Here is a 15,416-nt window from a genome sequence, read left to right as displayed (position 1 = left end):
CCCGTATCCCGACGGATCACGCCGAAGCGCGTCTGCCGGTTCTGTGCAGGATTTCGCCGGTCCTCAATCGCGCGACCGTGCGTCGGCGCGTTCGTGTCCGTGACGCAACGCGAGGCTCGCGAACGCTGCGACGACGAGCGCCGCTGCCAGCAGCGTCAGCCCGTTCTTCGCATTGCCGGTCGTCTGTTCGATCGCGCCGACGACGGTCGGCCCGACGAAGCCGCCGAGCAGCCCGCACGTATTCACGAGGCCGAGACCGCCGGCCAGTGCGCTGCCGGCGAGTCGCGACGCGGGAAACGTGAACACGATCGACTGCACGACGAAGAACATCGACGCGGCGACGCACACGCAAGCGAGACCGGCCACGGGCGACGCATGCGCGGCACCTACCATTCCCGCGGCCATTACGATGAGCCCGGCGCACAGTATCCGGCGCGAATGATGCGACTCGCGCGCAAAGCGCGGCAGTGTGGCGGCGCCAAGGGCGGCAGCGAGCCAAGGCAACGCGGTCAGCAATCCCACCGCGAACGGCGAAAAGCGTCCGGATGCGCCAATGATGCCGGGCAGGAAGAAGATCACCGTATAGATGGTCAACTGGTGGCAGAAGTACACGAAGATCGCGAGCCAGATCTGCGGATCGCGCAGCGCGGCACCGAACGCGTGGCCGCCGTGGGTTGCAACGCCTGCATCCTGTTCCGCCGCCAGCGTGCGTTCGAGCGCGCGGCCGGTTTCGGGGGACAGCCACGGCGCGCTGCTCGGGCGGTCCGGCAGCCGTGTCCACACGACGAAGGCGAGCAGGACGGCCGGAATTCCCTCGACGACGAACAGCCATTGCCAGCCGTGGAAGCCGAGCCTTCCATCGAGTTCGATCAGCGCGCCGGCCAGCGGACCACCGACGATGTTCGCGATGCACACGCCGAGGAGGAAATAGCCGGTCGCCCGCGCACGTTCCTCGCGACCGAACCAGTACGTGAGGTACAGCATCACGCCCGGAAACAGCCCGGCTTCGGCGGCGCCGAGCAGCAGGCGCATCACGTAAAACGACGTCGGGCCGGCAACGAACGCCATCGCGATCGACAACGCACCCCACGTGATCATGATTCGCGTGATCCAGAAGCGCGCGCCCACCCGGTGCATGATCAGGTTGCTCGGGATTTCGAATAGCGCGTAGGTGAGAAAGAACAGGCCCGCGCCGAGTCCGTAGGCGGCCGATGAAATGCCGAGATCGACACCCATCGAGTGTTTTGCGAATGCAATGTTGGTGCGGTCAAGGAAGCTGATTACGTAGGCGGCGATCAGCAGCGGCATCAGTTTGCGAAACAGCAGCCGGTTCAGCGACGCACTTGCGTCGCCGACGGCGGAAGGCAGGGCCTGGGCGTGATGAGTGGACATGCGGACGACTCCGGTAATGGCGAACGGGCGCACACGGCAAGCACGGCGTGCCGCGTTCGGCTGAGGCCGCTGCGTCGCGCGCAGCGGAGGGGCAGACGACGGAGCCGCGCCGGCGGCGCTCGACGGGAGCGGGGCGATGGAAGGCATCCTGGCACCGGCCGGCTCGGGCCGGCGCCTTGTCTCTGCGCTTGCGGGTCCTGGTGTTGCGTGGTGTCGGGCGCAACCCGGCGATTAGAACTTGACCGCGTCGCCGCCCTTGAGCTTGAGCATCGCGCGCGCGTCGGCCGGCGTCGCGATCTCCAGCGACAGGCCTTCGAGCACCTGCCGCATCTTCAGTACCTGCGCGGCGCTCGATTCGGCGAGCTTGCCGGGCCCGATCCACAGCGAATCCTCGAGCCCGACGCGCACATTCGCGCCTTGCGCGGCACCGATCGTCGCGAGCGGAATCTGGTTGCGACCCGCGCCGAGTATCGACCACACGTAATCGTCGCCGAACAGACGGTCGGCCGTGCGGCGCATGTGCATCAGGTCCTCCGGGTGCGCGCCGATCCCGCCGAGCAAGCCGAACACGCTCTGCACGAAGAACGGCGGCTTCGCGAGCCCGCGGTCGACGAAGTGCGCGAGGTTGTACAGGTGCGAGATGTCGTAGCACTCGAATTCGAATCGCGTGCCGTTCGCGCCGCAGCGCGTGAGGATCGTCTCGATGTCGGCGAACGTGTTCTTGAATACGAGATCGCGGCTTTTCTCGAGATGTTCGCGCTCCCACGGATGCTTCAGTTCGCGAAAGCGCTCGAGCATCGGATAGAGTCCGAAATTCATCGAGCCCATGTTCAACGAGGCGACCTCGGGCTGGAAATGCAGCGCGGGTTGCAACCGTTCGTCGACCGTCATGTGCGGGCTGCCGCCCGACGTGAGGTTGATCACCGCGTCGGTCTGCGCTTTGATGCGCGGCAGGAATTCGGCGAACACGGCTGGATCCTGCGTCGGCTTGCCGTCGGACGGGTTGCGTGCGTGCAGGTGCAGGATCGCCGCGCCGGCCTGCGCGGCCGCGACCGCCGCCGCTTCGATTTCGTGCGGCGTCACGGGCAGGTACGGCGACATCGACGGCGTATGGATCGCGCCGGTCGGCGCACAGGTGATGATGACTTTGCGAGCGTTTGCCACGGATGGATTCCTTTCGATGAACGATGCGGGAGGCGTCAGAGCACTTCGACGTTGCCGCAGACGGAGATCGCCTGCCCGGTAATGCCATGCCCGCCCGGGGAGCACAGGAACAGCGCGGTCGCGGCAATCTCGGCCGGATCGGTCATGCGTCGCAGCGAAATCTTCTCGAGATAGCGCTTCTCCATCTCGTCGTAGCCGATGCCGAGCTGCTGCGCGCGCGCCTCGATCACGCGGCGCATCCGCGGGCCGCGCACGATGCCGGGCTGGATCGCGTTCACGCGAATGCCGAGCGGCCCGAGTTCGATCGCGAGGCTCTTCACGAGACCGACCACCGCCCATTTCGTGGCCGCGTAGGGCGTACGAAACGCGTAACCGAGCCGGCCGGCGACCGATGACAGCGCGATGATCGCGCCGCCGTGTTTCGAGTCGCGCAGCAGCGGCACTGCGCGGCGAGCGAACTGGAATTGCGCGTTCAGATTGATCGCGACGGTCTGCTCCCACTGCACGGGGTCGATTTCGTCGATGCCGCCGGTCGGGCCGGCGATGCCCGCGTTGTTGACCAGCACGTCGAGGCCGCCGAGCGTAGCCGATACGTCGGCGAACACGCGCTCGACGGCCGCCGGGTCGGAGACGTCGGCCAGCGTTGCGCTGATCGCGCCGGTTGCGGCGCGCGGCGGCCGGTCCGCCAGCGCCGCGATCGCGGCTTGCGACGCGTCGCACACGTGCACGCGCGCGCCGCATTCGGCGAACGCGCCGGCGATTTCGAGGCCGATGCCCGATGCGCCGCCCGTCACGAGGACGCGCAGGCCGTCATAGGGTTTCAGCAGGTCGGAAGCTGTCATGCCGGGTTGTCTCCATCGTTGATGTAGTCGGATTGGGGCCGCTCGCGATTCGTCCGGTCGCGTCGAGCGGGCGCTACGGTTTCGCGTTCACGGTCCGCGGTGTCTGTTCGGCCCGCAGCGTCTCGGCGAGGTCGTGTGCGGCGCCGCCGATGTCGAGCGCGATGCCGGCCCGCACGCCCGCGCCGTCGCGCCGCTCGAGGGCATCGACGATCGCGCGGTGTGCGTCCATCGAGCGCCGCATATGCGGGATATCGAGCGCGACCATGTTGAGGAACGGACCGACGCGCATCCACAGGTTCTCGACGATCGCGAGCGTGTTTTCGCTGGCGCCATGCGCGTAGATCGCGCTGTGGAACGCAAAATTGCTTTGCAGGTAGGCGCGCGAGCGGCCGGCCTCGACGTGCGCCTGCATCGTCTCGCAAGTCTTGCGCACGGCGGCGATCTGCGCGTCGGTCATCCGTGCGCATGCGCGCTCGGCGATGCAACCTTCGAGCGCGATCCGCACGTCGCGCAGTTCGTCGAGCATGTCGAGCGTCATCGGCGGCACGACGAGCGCGCGGTTAGGGCCGTCGACCAGCGCGCGTTCGGCGCGCAGCCGCGTGAGCGCGGCGCGCACCGGCATCGTCGACGAGCCGACGGCCTCGGCGACGCTGCGCAGGCTCAGCGCCTGGCCAGGCGCGAATCGGCCGCTCATCAGCGCTTCGCGCAGTTGCTGGTAGACCTTGTCGGCCATCGTTTCAGATTCGATGGCTTTCAGTGCGGGCGGGACGATACGGGGCGCCAAGGCGGGTTCTCCTGGGTTTGATCTGCGATCTGTGATCACACTTGAGATGTGTGAAGTTTTGACGATTGGGCGGGCGGAGTCAAGGCGATTCGGGTTGGGGAAAACGAGGGGGGAAGCACGGCAATCTGCCGGATGTACCCCTGCCACCGTCACGGCATTGGTATTACAAAAACCTTTCGATCAATGCATCATGATGCATGCGGCGAATGCCCCCAAGGCTGTCAGGAAACCACGCGGGGCCGTGATTTTTCCGACGCACGCCAGCCGATTCGACTTCATTCCAATGACAAGGAGCCAAAGTGAAACGACCGTCATTTGCCGTTGCGTGGGCGGCATCCCAGCGAATTTATGATCCGGCCAATTCCGGCGAACGGGTCGCGAAAATGATCGGTGGATACGTCGAGAAGAACGTGAACAATCCGAGCCCTTCGGAACAGTGGAGCAATACCTGCGCGGTGAGAATGAGCTACATCCTCGGCGAGGCCGGCATGGTGATTCCCCGAATTTCCGGGCAAACGGTATCGGGCGGAGACAATCGGCAATACTTTTTTCGCGTTCGTGACTTGAATCGCTTTCTCGAGCAGCGGTGGGGGAAGGCGGAGGTAGTCAGGTTTCCGCCGTCGAACGGTGGACCCTTGTCGGGGCGACAAGGCGTCATCCTGTTCGAGGTCTCCGGCTGGAGCGACGCGCAGGGTCACGCAACGTTGTTCAATGGAAATACATGTTACGACCGCTGCTACTTCAATGAGCCGAGCGCACGGTATCGTACGGATCGTGCGAATTTCTGGAGCCTGTCATGAGGGAAGCCTGGATCGCGATCGCGCTGACGTGTGCGGCACTTCATCCTGCAGCGGTGTCAGCGAAGGAAGCGGCTCAAACCTCGCCGGAGGCCGGTTCACGTACGTACATCCAGAACTTCAAGGACATGGCGCTCGCACAGTGTCTGGCCACTGCGTATCGGCAGGAGTCCGCCGTAAGCAAGGACATCGGCAGCAGCACGAACGCGCTGCGCGACTGGACTTACTACGACCTGGAGCGCGCGCCGGACGTCGTTCGAGCGCTGGTCGCGAAGTATCTGGCGCGCGATTACCGGAATCCGGTCGTTGAGTCGGAAATCAAGGACGTCAAATTCGACTTCCTGAAATGCATGGACCTGTATCACGGCAAGGAGCTCGACGCGGCGGCGAAGCGGCTCGTCCTGCGGCCCAACAGCACATACCGGGCCGAGAACCCGCGATAGTTCTGAAGCGCCGCAGCGGCGGCGCCCCGACCATCGCCATGCGCGCCCCGATCGTGCAGAATCGATCTTCCAATCCTAGCCCAAGGATGCCGCATGCCCGATTCGAACGAACCGTCCGCCCGCAGCGCCTATGCGAGCTTCGCGCAACGCTACGCGGACATCGCGCCGACCAAGGCGCACAACGCACTCTACGAGCGTCCGACAACGATGGCACTGCTCGGCGACGTCGACGACCTGACGGTGCTCGACGCCGGCTGCGGGCCCGGCATCTGCAGCGCGCACCTCGCGCGTCACGGCGCGACCGTCCACGCATTCGACATCACGCCCGAGATGGTCGCGCTCGCGCAAACGCGCTGCGCAGGCCTCACGGTCGACGTCGTGGAGGGCGACCTGGAGGCGCCGCTCGCGTGGCTGCCCGACGCGTCGGTCGACAAGGTGCTGTGCTCGCTCGCGCTCGACTACGTGCGTGACCTCGCCCCGACGCTGCGTGAATTCAGACGCGTCGCACGGCTCGGCGGGACGCTCGTGTTCTCGATGGCGCACCCGATGCGCGACTGGATGGACGAGCGCACACGCGGGGACGCCACGTACTTCGATACGAGCCGTTTCGGCTTCCACTGGTCGGGTTTCGGCGAACCGAAGCCCTATGTCGAAGCGTGGCGCCGGCCGCTTGCCGACATCCTGAACGCGCTCGCCGACGCCGGCTGGCGGCTCGACAGGTTCGTCGAACCGACGCCGCTGGCCGAGATGAAGGCCGTGTCGGAGCGGCTCCATGCGGAGCTGTCGCTGGCGCCGGCGTTCCTCTGCATCCGCGCGCAGCGCTGACCAAAAGCGGCGGCGGGCCAGCCGTCAGCGTGCCGGCTCGTCGGTCAGCGTGCCGAGAAACGCTTCGACATCCTTGATGTCCTGTTCGGTCATCGCGGGCTTGTCGCCGGGCTTGCGGTCGAACGGCGCATCCGTCACGTCGACGTTCGCGCGGTACCTCGCCGGGATGTCGTCGTACACGTCGAGCTTGCCGTCCGCGCCGCGCGGATAGAACTTCTGCGGCGAGATGCTGCGCTCGTTGTAGAACGCCATCACCTGGTCGAGCGTATGGAACACGCCGTTGTGGAAGAACACGTGGCGCGTCGCCGCGTTGCGCAGCGTCGGCGTGAGGAACATCGCGCAGTACTGCGTCTGGTCCTTCAGGTCCGCGCGGAACGGCCCGCACACGCCGAGATCGTAGAACGCCGGGTTGCGGTTCTGCGCGAGCGCCTTGTTGCGCGGCGCGCCGAGCGCCTCGTACTGGTAGTCGGTAAACATCGGCGGCAAGCCGTCCTTGCCGGGCTTCGACAGGTGGCAGCCGGCGCAATTCGCCTTGTCCGGATCGTTGAAGAGCTTCAGCCCGCGCAACTCGGCCTGCGTGAGGCGCGCGCGGCCTTCGAGCCAGCGATCGTACTTGCTGCTGTACGGATGGAACGACGGATCCTCGACCTGATAGCGCGCGATCGCGAACATCGCCTCCGACACCGCGAGCTGCGGCGTGGAGAACACACGCGGCCCGAACAACTGCTCGAACTGCGCGCGATGCGGCGACTGCGCGAGCTTGCGCGCGACGTCGTCGATGCTCGCATTGGCCATCTCGACCGGATTCAGCAGCGGCCCGAACGCTTGCTGCTGCAACGTATCGGCGCGGCCGTCCCAGAACATCCCGCCTTGCGGCACGAGTTGCGGCGCGGCCGACGTGCCGGCCACCTTCTGCGCCTTGACGACGCCAGCCGCGGATGCCGCCTGCTGTGCGACGCTCGGCGCGGCGTCGTTTTCGCCGGCATCGGGGCCGATGCTGAAGTTGGGCTGGCGATACAGGTACATCAGCGACGGCGGCGGGCGGTAGCCCTGCTGCGTCATCGCGAGGCCGCCCGGCTGCACGTCGAGCCCGTTCGGCGGGCCGTACGCATGATCGGGGCTATGGCACGACGCGCACGACTGCTTGCCGGATGCCGACAGCGACGGATCGGCGAACAGCGCGCGCCCGAGCTGCGCGACCGCCGACAGCGGCTGCGCGGCCGGGCGCTGCAGCACGACCGGATGCGGATTCGCACCCGTCCAGCCGGCGACGACGTCGCCAATCGCCGCCGGCGTACGGGCCGGAAACGCGATCGCGAACGCGCCGTAACCGAGCACGGCCGCGCCGAGCGCGAACGCCGCGCGGCGCGGCACGCGGGCAGGGGAACGCGACGCGGCGGCGCCGGATGCGTCGGGAGACGGGAACGCGGGACGAGCTGTCATGCTGTCGGTCGAAAATCGGGCACCGTGTGAAAGCGGCGCGTTAAACGGAAACGGCCGGCGCACGATGCGCCGGCCTGCTGTTGCCTGCTGCGACCGGTTACGCGATGCCGGTCAGATCGACGGCGCCGCGCTCAGCACGGTGCCTTGCGCCGGATCGACATAAAGCGGCGCCGTGTTCGGCTTCGACGAGAAGTCGAACAGCCCGCGCAGGTCGCCGGCCGTCGCATCGAACGAACCGCCGCCGATGCGCTGGCCGCCGAGCCAGTTGTCCTCGATGAAGCGCACGACGGACGCCTGGTCGATCAACGTGTGGTCGACGTAGTTCTGCTTCGCGTACGGCGAGATCACGACCAGCGGGATGCGCACGCCCGGGCCGCAGCGGCCGTTCACCGTGCCGCCGTTCACGCCGGTGGTGCCGCCCGAGCCGCACTTGCCGTTGCCGTTCACCTGGTCGACCGCGTCGGACGACGCACGGGTCGGTGCCATGTACGCGTGGTCGTACCAGCCGTCCGAGTCGTCATAGGTGACGATCACGGCCGTGTTCTGCCAGTCCGGCTGCTGCTGCAGGAAGTTGACGACCTTCGTCACGAACGCCTGCTCGTCGAGCGGATCCGAGTAGCCGGCGTGCGCATCCTGCGCGGCCGGCGCCTTCAGGAAGCTGACCGACGGGAAGTTGCCGGCCTTCACGGCCGCGAAGAAGTCGTCGGTGTCGTACTGGTGGTTCGCCGGTTCGGCCGTCTTGCCGTCGGCTTCGAAGCTCGAGCCGATCGCCGCGACCGCGCTCGGGCGCGTGTGCTGCGGGTTCGCGGTCGACGCGTAGTACTGGAACCAGTTGTGGTGCGGGATGTAGTCGGTCGTCGCGGCGTTCACGGCGGTGGCGACCGTGCTGCGGCTGCAGCCGGTCGTGCCGTTGCTGTTGGTCGTCGACAGGTTGAAGCCGCCCATGAAGCCGCCCCACGTGATCTTCGCGCTGTTCAGCAGGTCGCCGATGTTCTTGCCGCTCATCATCGCCTGGTCGGTCGTGCTCGAGCACACGTCGAAGCCCGGGTCGACGTCGTTGATCATCGTGAAGCCGCCCTGGCCGTCGTTGATGTAGTACGAGGTGGCGGCGAGCGTCGACGGCTGCTTCGACGTCTTGACGATCTGCATCCCGTTGGTCTGGCCCGACACGACGTTCAGCGCGCCCGGCGTCGACGGGCCGTAGACCGTCGTGTACGCGTTGTCGCTCATCGCGAAGCGCTGCGCGTAGTTCCACAGCGCGGTCACGGTGTTGCCGTCGAAGTAGCCCATCACCTGGCCCTTCGTGCCGAACGCGCCGGCGCCGCCGGACGAACCCTTGCCGGTGTATTTCGGGAACAGGTCGGCGAGGCCGTTGTCCTCGGCCTGCTGCTCGGCCGTGTACGCGTGGTTCTGGTCGGCGGTCGCGGCCTGCGTGCGGTCGAGGCGGAACGGGTTTGCGGCGTCGGTGCCGTTGGCCGTGTTCGTGAAGTTCGGGTTCGCGGTGAGCAGCGTGCCCGTCAGCCCGTTGATCGCCGGCGTGCCGGGCTTCGCGTTGAAGGCCGGTTCGCCGGACGGGTTCGACGCGTTCGGGTAGGTACCGAAGTAGTGGTCGAACGACACGTTTTCGCCGTAGATCACGACGACGTGCTTGATCGGCGTGGCGGTCTGCAGCGCGTCCTGCGACGACACGGCGGGCGTCGACGTGGGATCGTCGCTGCCGCCGCAGGCGAACAGCGCAAGCGCCGCGGCTGCGCAGGCGGTGACGAGCAAGGCTTGACGGAACATCGGGAAACTCCAGGTAGCTTTCGACGGTGAAGATCGGCCCCGTCGCCGTGTCGGTCCGGCGCGGAACGCTATAAAGCCCCGGCATTGAAGCAGTTCGGTATGAAGATATGGGGGCGGACCGGTTTCGCGACGGTTGCGCCGCGGTATCGATTCCATTACGGCGCGACGCGGCGCGAAAGAAAGCGGAAAGGGGGCACGCGGATGCAACCTGGGCGACACATTCGGCGGCGCGCACGGTTACGGCCGCGCATGCCGCGCGGGGCGGGCGACAGCCCGTGGCGGGCCGATTCGCGAGGTGCCGGGCCGGGTTGCTTTTTTGACAATCGTGTGACGCATTCATACGATGGTTGGCCCGCGGCGACGATTTCGCGTTGCCGGCCGTCAGCGAGTACTCAACGTGCCGATTCCCGTTCTGTTTGCCGTCCTGTGCGCCGCCTTCCTGCATGCGTCGTGGAATGCGCTCGTGCGCAGCAGCGGCGACCGGTTGCGCTCGGCCACGGTGCTGCAGATCGCGATCGGGCTGTTCGCGCTGCTGTTCCTGCCGGCCGCCGCGCCGATCACGCCCGCGAGCTGGGCCTGCGTCGTCGCATCGGCGGTGCTCCACGTCGTCTATACGCTGCTGCTGGTGCGCGCTTACGAGCACGGCGACCTGAGCGTCGCCTATCCGGTCGCACGCGGCACCGCGCCGCTGCTCGTCACGCTGGGCGCGGCGGCGTTCGCGGGCGAGCGCCTGAACGCGGGTGCGCAAGGCGGGCTCGTGCTGATCTGCGCCGGCATCATGGCGATCGGGCTGGAGCGCGGACGCGGCGCGCGGCACCGGATGACGCAGGTGCTGCCGACTGCGTTCGCCACCGGCGTATCGATCGCCGCGTACAGCGTGGTCGACGGGATCGGCGTGCGGGAAAGCGGCAGCACGGTCGGCTATACGGCGTGGATGTTCGTGCTGACCGGCTTGCTGATGGCCGCGTACTACCGGCTGCGGGCGGGGCCGCTGCGGCTCGCGCAGGATGTCGGTGAAACGGCGAAGGCCGCATGCGGCGGCGTGTGCGCGGCGCTCGCATACGGGATCGTGATCTGGGCGATGGATCGTGCGCCGATGGGGCCGGTATCGGCGCCGCGCGAAACGAGCGTGGTGTTCGCGGCGCTGATCGCGCGCGTGTATCTCGGCGAGCGGCTGACGCCGCGTCGCGCCGGCGGGTGTCTGGTGATTGCGTGCGGGGCGTTGCTGATCAGCGCGTTCGAGGCGGTGCGCTGAGCGCGGCTGCCGAACCGGGCATCGCCCCGCCGGTCGCGTGGCGCCGCATCAGCCTTCCACCGGCATCGCACTCGTGCACTTGATCTCGTCGAGGCACACGCTCGAATGCACGCCGCTCACGCCGGGAATCCGCATCAGCGTTTCGAGCAGGAAGGTGGACAGCCCCTTCAGGTCGCGCGCGACGACCTTCAGCACGTAGTCGATATCGCCCGTCACCGAGAAACATTCCTGGATCTGCGCGAGATCCGACACGAGTTTCTGGAACTTCGACAGGTCGCGGATATGCCCGCGCTCCATCGTCACGTGCACGAACGCGGTGACGCCGAACCCGAGCGTGTCGGGGCACAGACGGGTTTCGTAACGGCGGATCGCGCCGATCTCCTCCAGCCGGCGGTGGCGTCGCAGCGTCTGCGCGGGCGACAGGCCGACGGCCTTCGCCAGGTCGAGGTTCGACGCACGGCCGTTCTCCTGCAGCACCGATAGCAAATGGCGATCGATGCGATCGAGAACCGGTTCAGGCATTTTTGTTTCCTCATCTGTCTCCCGGGCGCAATCTTATCTCATAATGTAGGGTTTGCATGAGCCGGTTACGCAACCCGATTTCGCTGTCGCGACGCTAAACTGACGCCGGATTTTCGTGTGCGCCTGCAGCAAGGCGGCGAGAGCGACGGTCGGTGGCCGGTCTGGTGGGCCTGCCGACAGGAATCGGGGGTCGCCACGCGAAGATTGCAGTCCCCAACCCGGCGGCTCCACGAACGGCCGCCGGCACAGCAAAACAGCGCCCGGCACACCGAGGCGCGCCGCACCGCTTCCGGCGGAGGCGGGCAAAATGGAGAAGACATGGTTTCTGGAAACGAGAAGGACGGCCTGAAGCGGGGGCTGAAGAACCGGCACATCCAGCTGATCGCGCTCGGTGGCGCGCTCGGCACGGGGTTGTTCCTCGGCATCGCGCAGACGATCAAGATGGCCGGCCCGTCCGTGCTGCTCGGCTACGCGGTGGCCGGCGTCGTCGCGTTCTTCATCATGCGCCAGCTCGGCGAGATGGTGGTCGACGAGCCGGTCGCCGGCTCGTTCAGCTACTTCGCCGACAAGTACGTCGGCCACTTCACCGGCTTCCTGTCCGGCTGGAACTACTGGGTGCTGTACATCCTCGTCAGCATGGCCGAGCTGTCGGCCGTCGGGATCTACGTGCAGTACTGGTGGCCCGGCGTGCCGACCTGGGTGTCGGCGCTGGTGTTCTTCGTCGCGATCAACCTGCTGAACCTGGCGAGCGTGAAGTCGTACGGCGAGACGGAATTCTGGTTCTCGATCATCAAGGTCGCCGCGATCGTCGGGATGATCGGCTTCGGCGGATGGCTGCTCGCGAGCGGCCATGCTGGGCCGGAAGCGAGCGTCGCGAACCTGTGGCAGCACGGCGGCTTCTTCCCGAACGGCGTGTCGGGGCTCGTGATGTCGATGGCGGCGATCATGTTCTCGTTCGGCGGGCTGGAGCTGATCGGCATCACCGCGGCCGAGGCCGACGATCCGAAGCACAGCATTCCGCGCGCGACCAATCAGGTGATCTACCGGATCCTGATTTTCTACATCGGCGCGCTCGCCGTGCTGCTGTCGCTGTATCCGTGGGAGAAGGTCGTCACCGGCGGCAGCCCGTTCGTGCTGATCTTCCACGCGCTGAGCAGCAACCTGGTCGCGAACGTGCTGAACGTGGTCGTGCTGACGGCCGCGCTGTCGGTCTACAACAGCGGCGTGTACAGCAACAGCCGGATGCTGTTCGGCCTCGCGAAGCAGGGCAACGCGCCGAAGGTGCTGTGCTCGGTGAACAAGCGCGGCATTCCGCTCGCCGCGCTCGGCGCGTCGGCGCTCGCCACCGGCGCGTGCGTGCTGGTCAACTACTTCATGCCGGGCAAGGCGTTCGAGGTGCTGATGGGCCTCGTCGTGTCGGCGCTGATCATCAACTGGGCGATGATCACGCTGATCCACCTGAAGTTCCGCCAAGCCAAGCGCATCGCCGGAGAGCAGACTTCGTTCCGCAGTCTGGGCTATCCTTTCACGAATTACCTGTGCCTGGCGTTCATGGCCGGCATTCTCGTCGTGATGTACCTGACGCCGGATCTCCGCCTGTCGGTGTACCTGATTCCCGTATGGCTCGCGGTGCTCGCGGTCGGGTATCGCTTCCGTCAGAAGAATGCGGACTATGTGATGCGCGACGGCGCGTCCGCGCGCTGACACGGGCATCCCGACCATTCTTCCAAACGAGACCGACATAGCCATGTTCGAACACATCGACGCGTACCCGGGCGATCCGATCCTGACGCTCAACGAGAACTTCCAGAAAGATCCGCGCGATCAGAAGGTCAACCTGAGCATCGGCATCTATTTCGATGCCGAAGGCCGGATTCCCGTGATGGGGGCCGTGCGCGAAGCCGAAACCGCGCTGCAGCGCGACCTCGGCCCGAAGCCTTACCTGCCGATGGTCGGCCTCGCCGCGTATCGCGACGCCGTGCAGGCGCTGGTGTTCGGCGCCGATCATCCGGCGCGTGCGGCCGGGCGCATCGCGACCGTGCAGACGCTGGGCGGCTCGGGCGCGCTGAAAGTGGGCGCCGATTTCCTGAAGCGCTACTTCCCGGACGCGCAGGTGTGGCTCAGCGACCCGAGCTGGGAAAACCACCGCTTCATCTTCGAGCGCGCGGGCTTCACGGTGAACACGTACCCGTACTACGACGAAGCGACGGGCGGCCTGAAGTTCGACGCGATGCTCGCGGCGATCGACGCGCTGCCGGCGCGCAGCATCGTATTGCTGCACGCGTGCTGCCATAATCCGACCGGCGTCGATCTCGACGAAGGCCAGTGGGAGAAGCTGATCGACGTGGTCGAGGCGCGCGGGCTGCTGCCGTTCGTCGACATGGCGTACCAGGGCTTCGGCGCGGGCCTCGACGCGGACGCGTTCGCCGTGCGCGAACTGGCCCGCCGCGGCGTGCCGGCACTCGTCGCGAACTCGTTCTCGAAGAACTTCTCGCTGTACGGCGAGCGCGTGGGCGGCCTGAGCGTCGTCTGCGACGATGCAGCCGCGGCCGAGCGCGTGCTGGGCCAACTGGCCGGCGCGGTGCGCTCGAACTACAGCAACCCGCAAACCTACGGCGCGAAGGTCGTCGCGACCGTGCTGAACACGCCCGCGCTGCGCAAGCAGTGGGAAGAGGAACTCGCCGCGATGTGCCGCCGGATCGCGCGGATGCGCCAGTCGATCCACGACGGCCTGCGCGACTACGTCAGCGGCGAAGCCCTCACGCGCTACGTGAAGCAGCGCGGGATGTTCACGTACACGGGCCTGACCGAATCGCAGGTCGATGCGCTGCGCGAAGTGCACGGCGTGTACATCCTGCGTTCGGGCCGCATGTGCGTCGCTGGGCTGAACGATTCGAACGTCGGCATCGTCGCGGATGCGATCGGCAAGGTGCTGAAGAGCGGCGTCTGACCGGTGCGCCCCCGGGCGCCCGATCGCATCGCATGAACCGGCTGTCTCCCTCGCGGAGGCAGCCGGTTTTTTCTTGCGCGGCGGCGGCGCGGCGGTACGATGGCGGATCGAACGCAAGACGAAGGAGCGGCATGGCAATTCGAATCGTACGGCTCGGCACGCCACGCGCGGCCGGCGAGGGCCTGAGGATCGGCACGGTGCGGCGGCCGCCGCGCGGGGTACCCAAGACGGAATTCGCATCGCGCAACTACTATGATGTGTGGCTGCCGACGCTGTCGCCGAGCCCCGAGCTGGTCGCGCAGGCGCAGGCTGCCGAAACCGATGCCGAATGGCGTGCGTTCACGCGCCACTTCCGCGCGGAAATGGCGCACGGCGACGCACCGAAGGTGCTGGACCTGCTCGCCGCGCTGTCGGCGACGAGCGCGTTCTCGATCGGCTGCTACTGCGAGGACGAGCGCCGCTGCCATCGCAGCGTGCTGCGCGAACTGCTGGCGGAGCGCGGCGCGGCGATCGACGCGGAAGCGGGCTGAGCGCCCGTCGGGCGTTGCTTCGTGCGGCGCAGCGAACCGGTTGACGTGGGTCAAGCGTGCGGTGCCGCGGGCCGCTATGCTCATGGCATGAATTGCCCCGACGATGACAGGCGGACAGATGCAGATTGCCTTTCCACCCGAACCGCCCGAATATTGCGCGCGCGATCTGGTCGTCGCGTTTTCGGCGCTGGTCGACGGCCGCTGCGTGCAGTGCGCGATCACGGCCGAAGCACTGGAAGACCATTTCGGTGCGCCGTCGCTGCTGGAGCGGGATTTGCTGCACGCGTTCGATGCGCACCGGTCGGCGATCGAGGCGAAGGCACGACAAATGCTCGACGAAATCGGCGGCCGGCCGGTGTTGCTGCACAGCGGTCACTTCCGGATGGACGGCTGATTCCGCAGGAGGACGCATGACACTGCAAGGCACGATTCATGAACGCGACTGGTCGGTCGAGATCGAGACGCGACAGTGCGAATCCGGCGAGTTCCGCTGCCGTGTGTCGGTCGAGCACGGCACCGGGCCGGCGCGCTTTCACCACACGTTCGAGCACAGTCATGCGTATCCCACGGAGCACGAGGCCGCGATCGAAGGGTTGCGGGCCGGGATGACGTGGATCGAAATGAAGGCGTCGCAGACGTTCAGCATGTGAACCGCCTCGCGCCGACGGCGCGCGGAGGCAATGC

16 protein-coding genes are annotated in these 15,416 nt (G+C 66.9%); 9 read left to right on the top strand and 7 right to left on the bottom strand.

Annotation, left to right across the window (positions count from 1 at the left end; genetic code table 11):
* Positions 1 to 63: 63 nt before the first annotated feature.
* The 4 genes from DID98_RS00865 to DID98_RS00850 form a co-directional block, all read right to left on the bottom strand.
* On the bottom strand, positions 64 to 1,392 hold the full coding sequence (locus DID98_RS00865; RefSeq protein WP_124519497.1) for an MFS transporter: 1,329 nt from the start codon (positions 1,390 to 1,392) through the stop codon (positions 64 to 66).
* 231 nt (positions 1,393 to 1,623) lie between these two features.
* Positions 1,624 to 2,556, bottom strand: coding sequence for a 3-keto-5-aminohexanoate cleavage protein (locus DID98_RS00860; protein WP_044843057.1), 933 nt, complete (start codon positions 2,554 to 2,556; stop codon positions 1,624 to 1,626).
* Positions 2,557 to 2,591: 35 nt separating this feature from the next.
* Positions 2,592 to 3,398: an SDR family oxidoreductase gene (locus DID98_RS00855; RefSeq protein WP_124519496.1), complete on the bottom strand. Its 807-nt coding sequence runs from the start codon at positions 3,396 to 3,398 to the stop codon at positions 2,592 to 2,594.
* A 73-nt stretch (positions 3,399 to 3,471) separates the two neighbouring features.
* Positions 3,472 to 4,182 carry a GntR family transcriptional regulator gene (locus DID98_RS00850; RefSeq protein ID WP_124519495.1) on the bottom strand — a complete coding sequence of 237 codons (711 nt, stop codon included), beginning with the start codon at positions 4,180 to 4,182 and terminating at the stop codon, positions 3,472 to 3,474.
* 299 nt (positions 4,183 to 4,481) lie between these two features.
* Here DID98_RS00850 and DID98_RS00845 point away from each other — a divergent pair, with 299 nt between their 5' ends.
* The 3 genes from DID98_RS00845 to DID98_RS00835 all read left to right on the top strand — a co-directional run bounded on the left by DID98_RS00845 (position 4,482) and on the right by DID98_RS00835 (position 6,247).
* A complete protein-coding gene (locus tag DID98_RS00845; protein WP_082088418.1) occupies positions 4,482 to 4,982 on the top strand; it encodes a type VI secretion system amidase effector protein Tae4 in 501 nt (166 codons plus the stop codon).
* Entirely contained in the window at positions 4,979 to 5,422 is a 444-nt protein-coding gene (locus DID98_RS00840) for a type VI secretion system amidase immunity protein Tai4 (protein WP_124519494.1), read from the top strand. Before DID98_RS00845 ends, DID98_RS00840 begins: the two co-directional genes overlap by 4 nt.
* Positions 5,423 to 5,515: 93 nt before the next feature.
* On the top strand, positions 5,516 to 6,247 hold the full coding sequence (locus DID98_RS00835) for a class I SAM-dependent methyltransferase (RefSeq protein WP_124519603.1): 732 nt from the start codon (positions 5,516 to 5,518) through the stop codon (positions 6,245 to 6,247).
* Between the two features lie 24 nt (positions 6,248 to 6,271).
* Here DID98_RS00835 and DID98_RS00830 read toward each other — a convergent pair whose 3' ends face one another.
* Entirely contained in the window at positions 6,272 to 7,690 is a 1,419-nt protein-coding gene (locus DID98_RS00830) for a cytochrome-c peroxidase (RefSeq protein WP_124519601.1), read from the bottom strand.
* 111 nt (positions 7,691 to 7,801) lie between these two features.
* Positions 7,802 to 9,475 (bottom strand): phospholipase C, encoded by a 1,674-nt coding sequence (locus tag DID98_RS00825; RefSeq protein WP_124519599.1) that lies wholly within the window; start codon positions 9,473 to 9,475, stop codon positions 7,802 to 7,804.
* A 343-nt stretch (positions 9,476 to 9,818) separates the two neighbouring features.
* Between DID98_RS00825 and DID98_RS00815 the strand changes: the two genes are divergently transcribed.
* Positions 9,819 to 10,730, top strand: coding sequence for an EamA family transporter (locus tag DID98_RS00815; protein ID WP_124519597.1), 912 nt, complete (start codon positions 9,819 to 9,821; stop codon positions 10,728 to 10,730).
* Between the two features lie 48 nt (positions 10,731 to 10,778).
* Here DID98_RS00815 and DID98_RS00810 read toward each other — a convergent pair whose 3' ends face one another.
* Entirely contained in the window at positions 10,779 to 11,252 is a 474-nt protein-coding gene (locus tag DID98_RS00810) for an Lrp/AsnC family transcriptional regulator (protein ID WP_044843065.1), read from the bottom strand.
* 318 nt (positions 11,253 to 11,570) lie between these two features.
* Between DID98_RS00810 and DID98_RS00805 the strand changes: the two genes are divergently transcribed.
* The 5 genes from DID98_RS00805 to DID98_RS00785 all read left to right on the top strand — a co-directional run bounded on the left by DID98_RS00805 (position 11,571) and on the right by DID98_RS00785 (position 15,382).
* Entirely contained in the window at positions 11,571 to 12,956 is a 1,386-nt protein-coding gene (locus tag DID98_RS00805) for an amino acid permease (protein WP_124484873.1), read from the top strand.
* A 43-nt stretch (positions 12,957 to 12,999) separates the two neighbouring features.
* Entirely contained in the window at positions 13,000 to 14,202 is a 1,203-nt protein-coding gene (locus tag DID98_RS00800) for an amino acid aminotransferase (protein WP_124519595.1), read from the top strand.
* 131 nt (positions 14,203 to 14,333) lie between these two features.
* On the top strand, positions 14,334 to 14,732 hold the full coding sequence (locus DID98_RS00795) for a DUF488 domain-containing protein (RefSeq protein ID WP_124519593.1): 399 nt from the start codon (positions 14,334 to 14,336) through the stop codon (positions 14,730 to 14,732).
* Positions 14,733 to 14,835: 103 nt separating this feature from the next.
* A complete protein-coding gene (locus DID98_RS00790) occupies positions 14,836 to 15,126 on the top strand; it encodes a DUF1488 domain-containing protein (protein WP_124519591.1) in 291 nt (96 codons plus the stop codon).
* 16 nt (positions 15,127 to 15,142) lie between these two features.
* A complete protein-coding gene (locus DID98_RS00785) occupies positions 15,143 to 15,382 on the top strand; it encodes a UDP-glucose 4-epimerase (RefSeq protein WP_124519488.1) in 240 nt (79 codons plus the stop codon).
* Positions 15,383 to 15,416: the final 34 nt, after the last annotated feature.

This window comes from Burkholderia sp. Bp8984, assembly GCF_003853755.1.
In the GTDB taxonomy this organism is placed as follows: Bacteria; Pseudomonadota; Gammaproteobacteria; order Burkholderiales; family Burkholderiaceae; genus Burkholderia.
The sequence above is the reverse complement of the archived record's forward strand: the minus strand, read 5'-3'. Positions and strand labels throughout refer to the sequence as shown.

Excerpts from the sequence above, each read along its gene's own strand:
- DID98_RS00790 (WP_124519591.1), top strand. The coding sequence starts at position 14,836 with ATGACAGGCGGACAGATGCAGATTGCCTTTCCACCCGAACCGCCCGAA.
- DID98_RS00805 (WP_124484873.1), top strand. The coding sequence starts at position 11,571 with ATGGTTTCTGGAAACGAGAAGGACGGCCTGAAGCGGGGGCTGAAGAAC.
- DID98_RS00795 (WP_124519593.1), top strand. The coding sequence starts at position 14,334 with ATGGCAATTCGAATCGTACGGCTCGGCACGCCACGCGCGGCCGGCGAG.
- DID98_RS00785 (WP_124519488.1), top strand. The coding sequence starts at position 15,143 with ATGACACTGCAAGGCACGATTCATGAACGCGACTGGTCGGTCGAGATC.
- DID98_RS00840 (WP_124519494.1), top strand. The coding sequence starts at position 4,979 with ATGAGGGAAGCCTGGATCGCGATCGCGCTGACGTGTGCGGCACTTCAT.
- DID98_RS00855 (WP_124519496.1), bottom strand. The coding sequence starts at position 3,398 with ATGACAGCTTCCGACCTGCTGAAACCCTATGACGGCCTGCGCGTCCTC.
- DID98_RS00815 (WP_124519597.1), top strand. The coding sequence starts at position 9,819 with ATGGTTGGCCCGCGGCGACGATTTCGCGTTGCCGGCCGTCAGCGAGTA.
- DID98_RS00835 (WP_124519603.1), top strand. The coding sequence starts at position 5,516 with ATGCCCGATTCGAACGAACCGTCCGCCCGCAGCGCCTATGCGAGCTTC.
- DID98_RS00865 (WP_124519497.1), bottom strand. The coding sequence starts at position 1,392 with ATGTCCACTCATCACGCCCAGGCCCTGCCTTCCGCCGTCGGCGACGCA.
- DID98_RS00825 (WP_124519599.1), bottom strand. The coding sequence starts at position 9,475 with ATGTTCCGTCAAGCCTTGCTCGTCACCGCCTGCGCAGCCGCGGCGCTT.
- DID98_RS00810 (WP_044843065.1), bottom strand. The coding sequence starts at position 11,252 with ATGCCTGAACCGGTTCTCGATCGCATCGATCGCCATTTGCTATCGGTG.
- DID98_RS00800 (WP_124519595.1), top strand. The coding sequence starts at position 13,000 with ATGTTCGAACACATCGACGCGTACCCGGGCGATCCGATCCTGACGCTC.
- DID98_RS00830 (WP_124519601.1), bottom strand. The coding sequence starts at position 7,690 with ATGACAGCTCGTCCCGCGTTCCCGTCTCCCGACGCATCCGGCGCCGCC.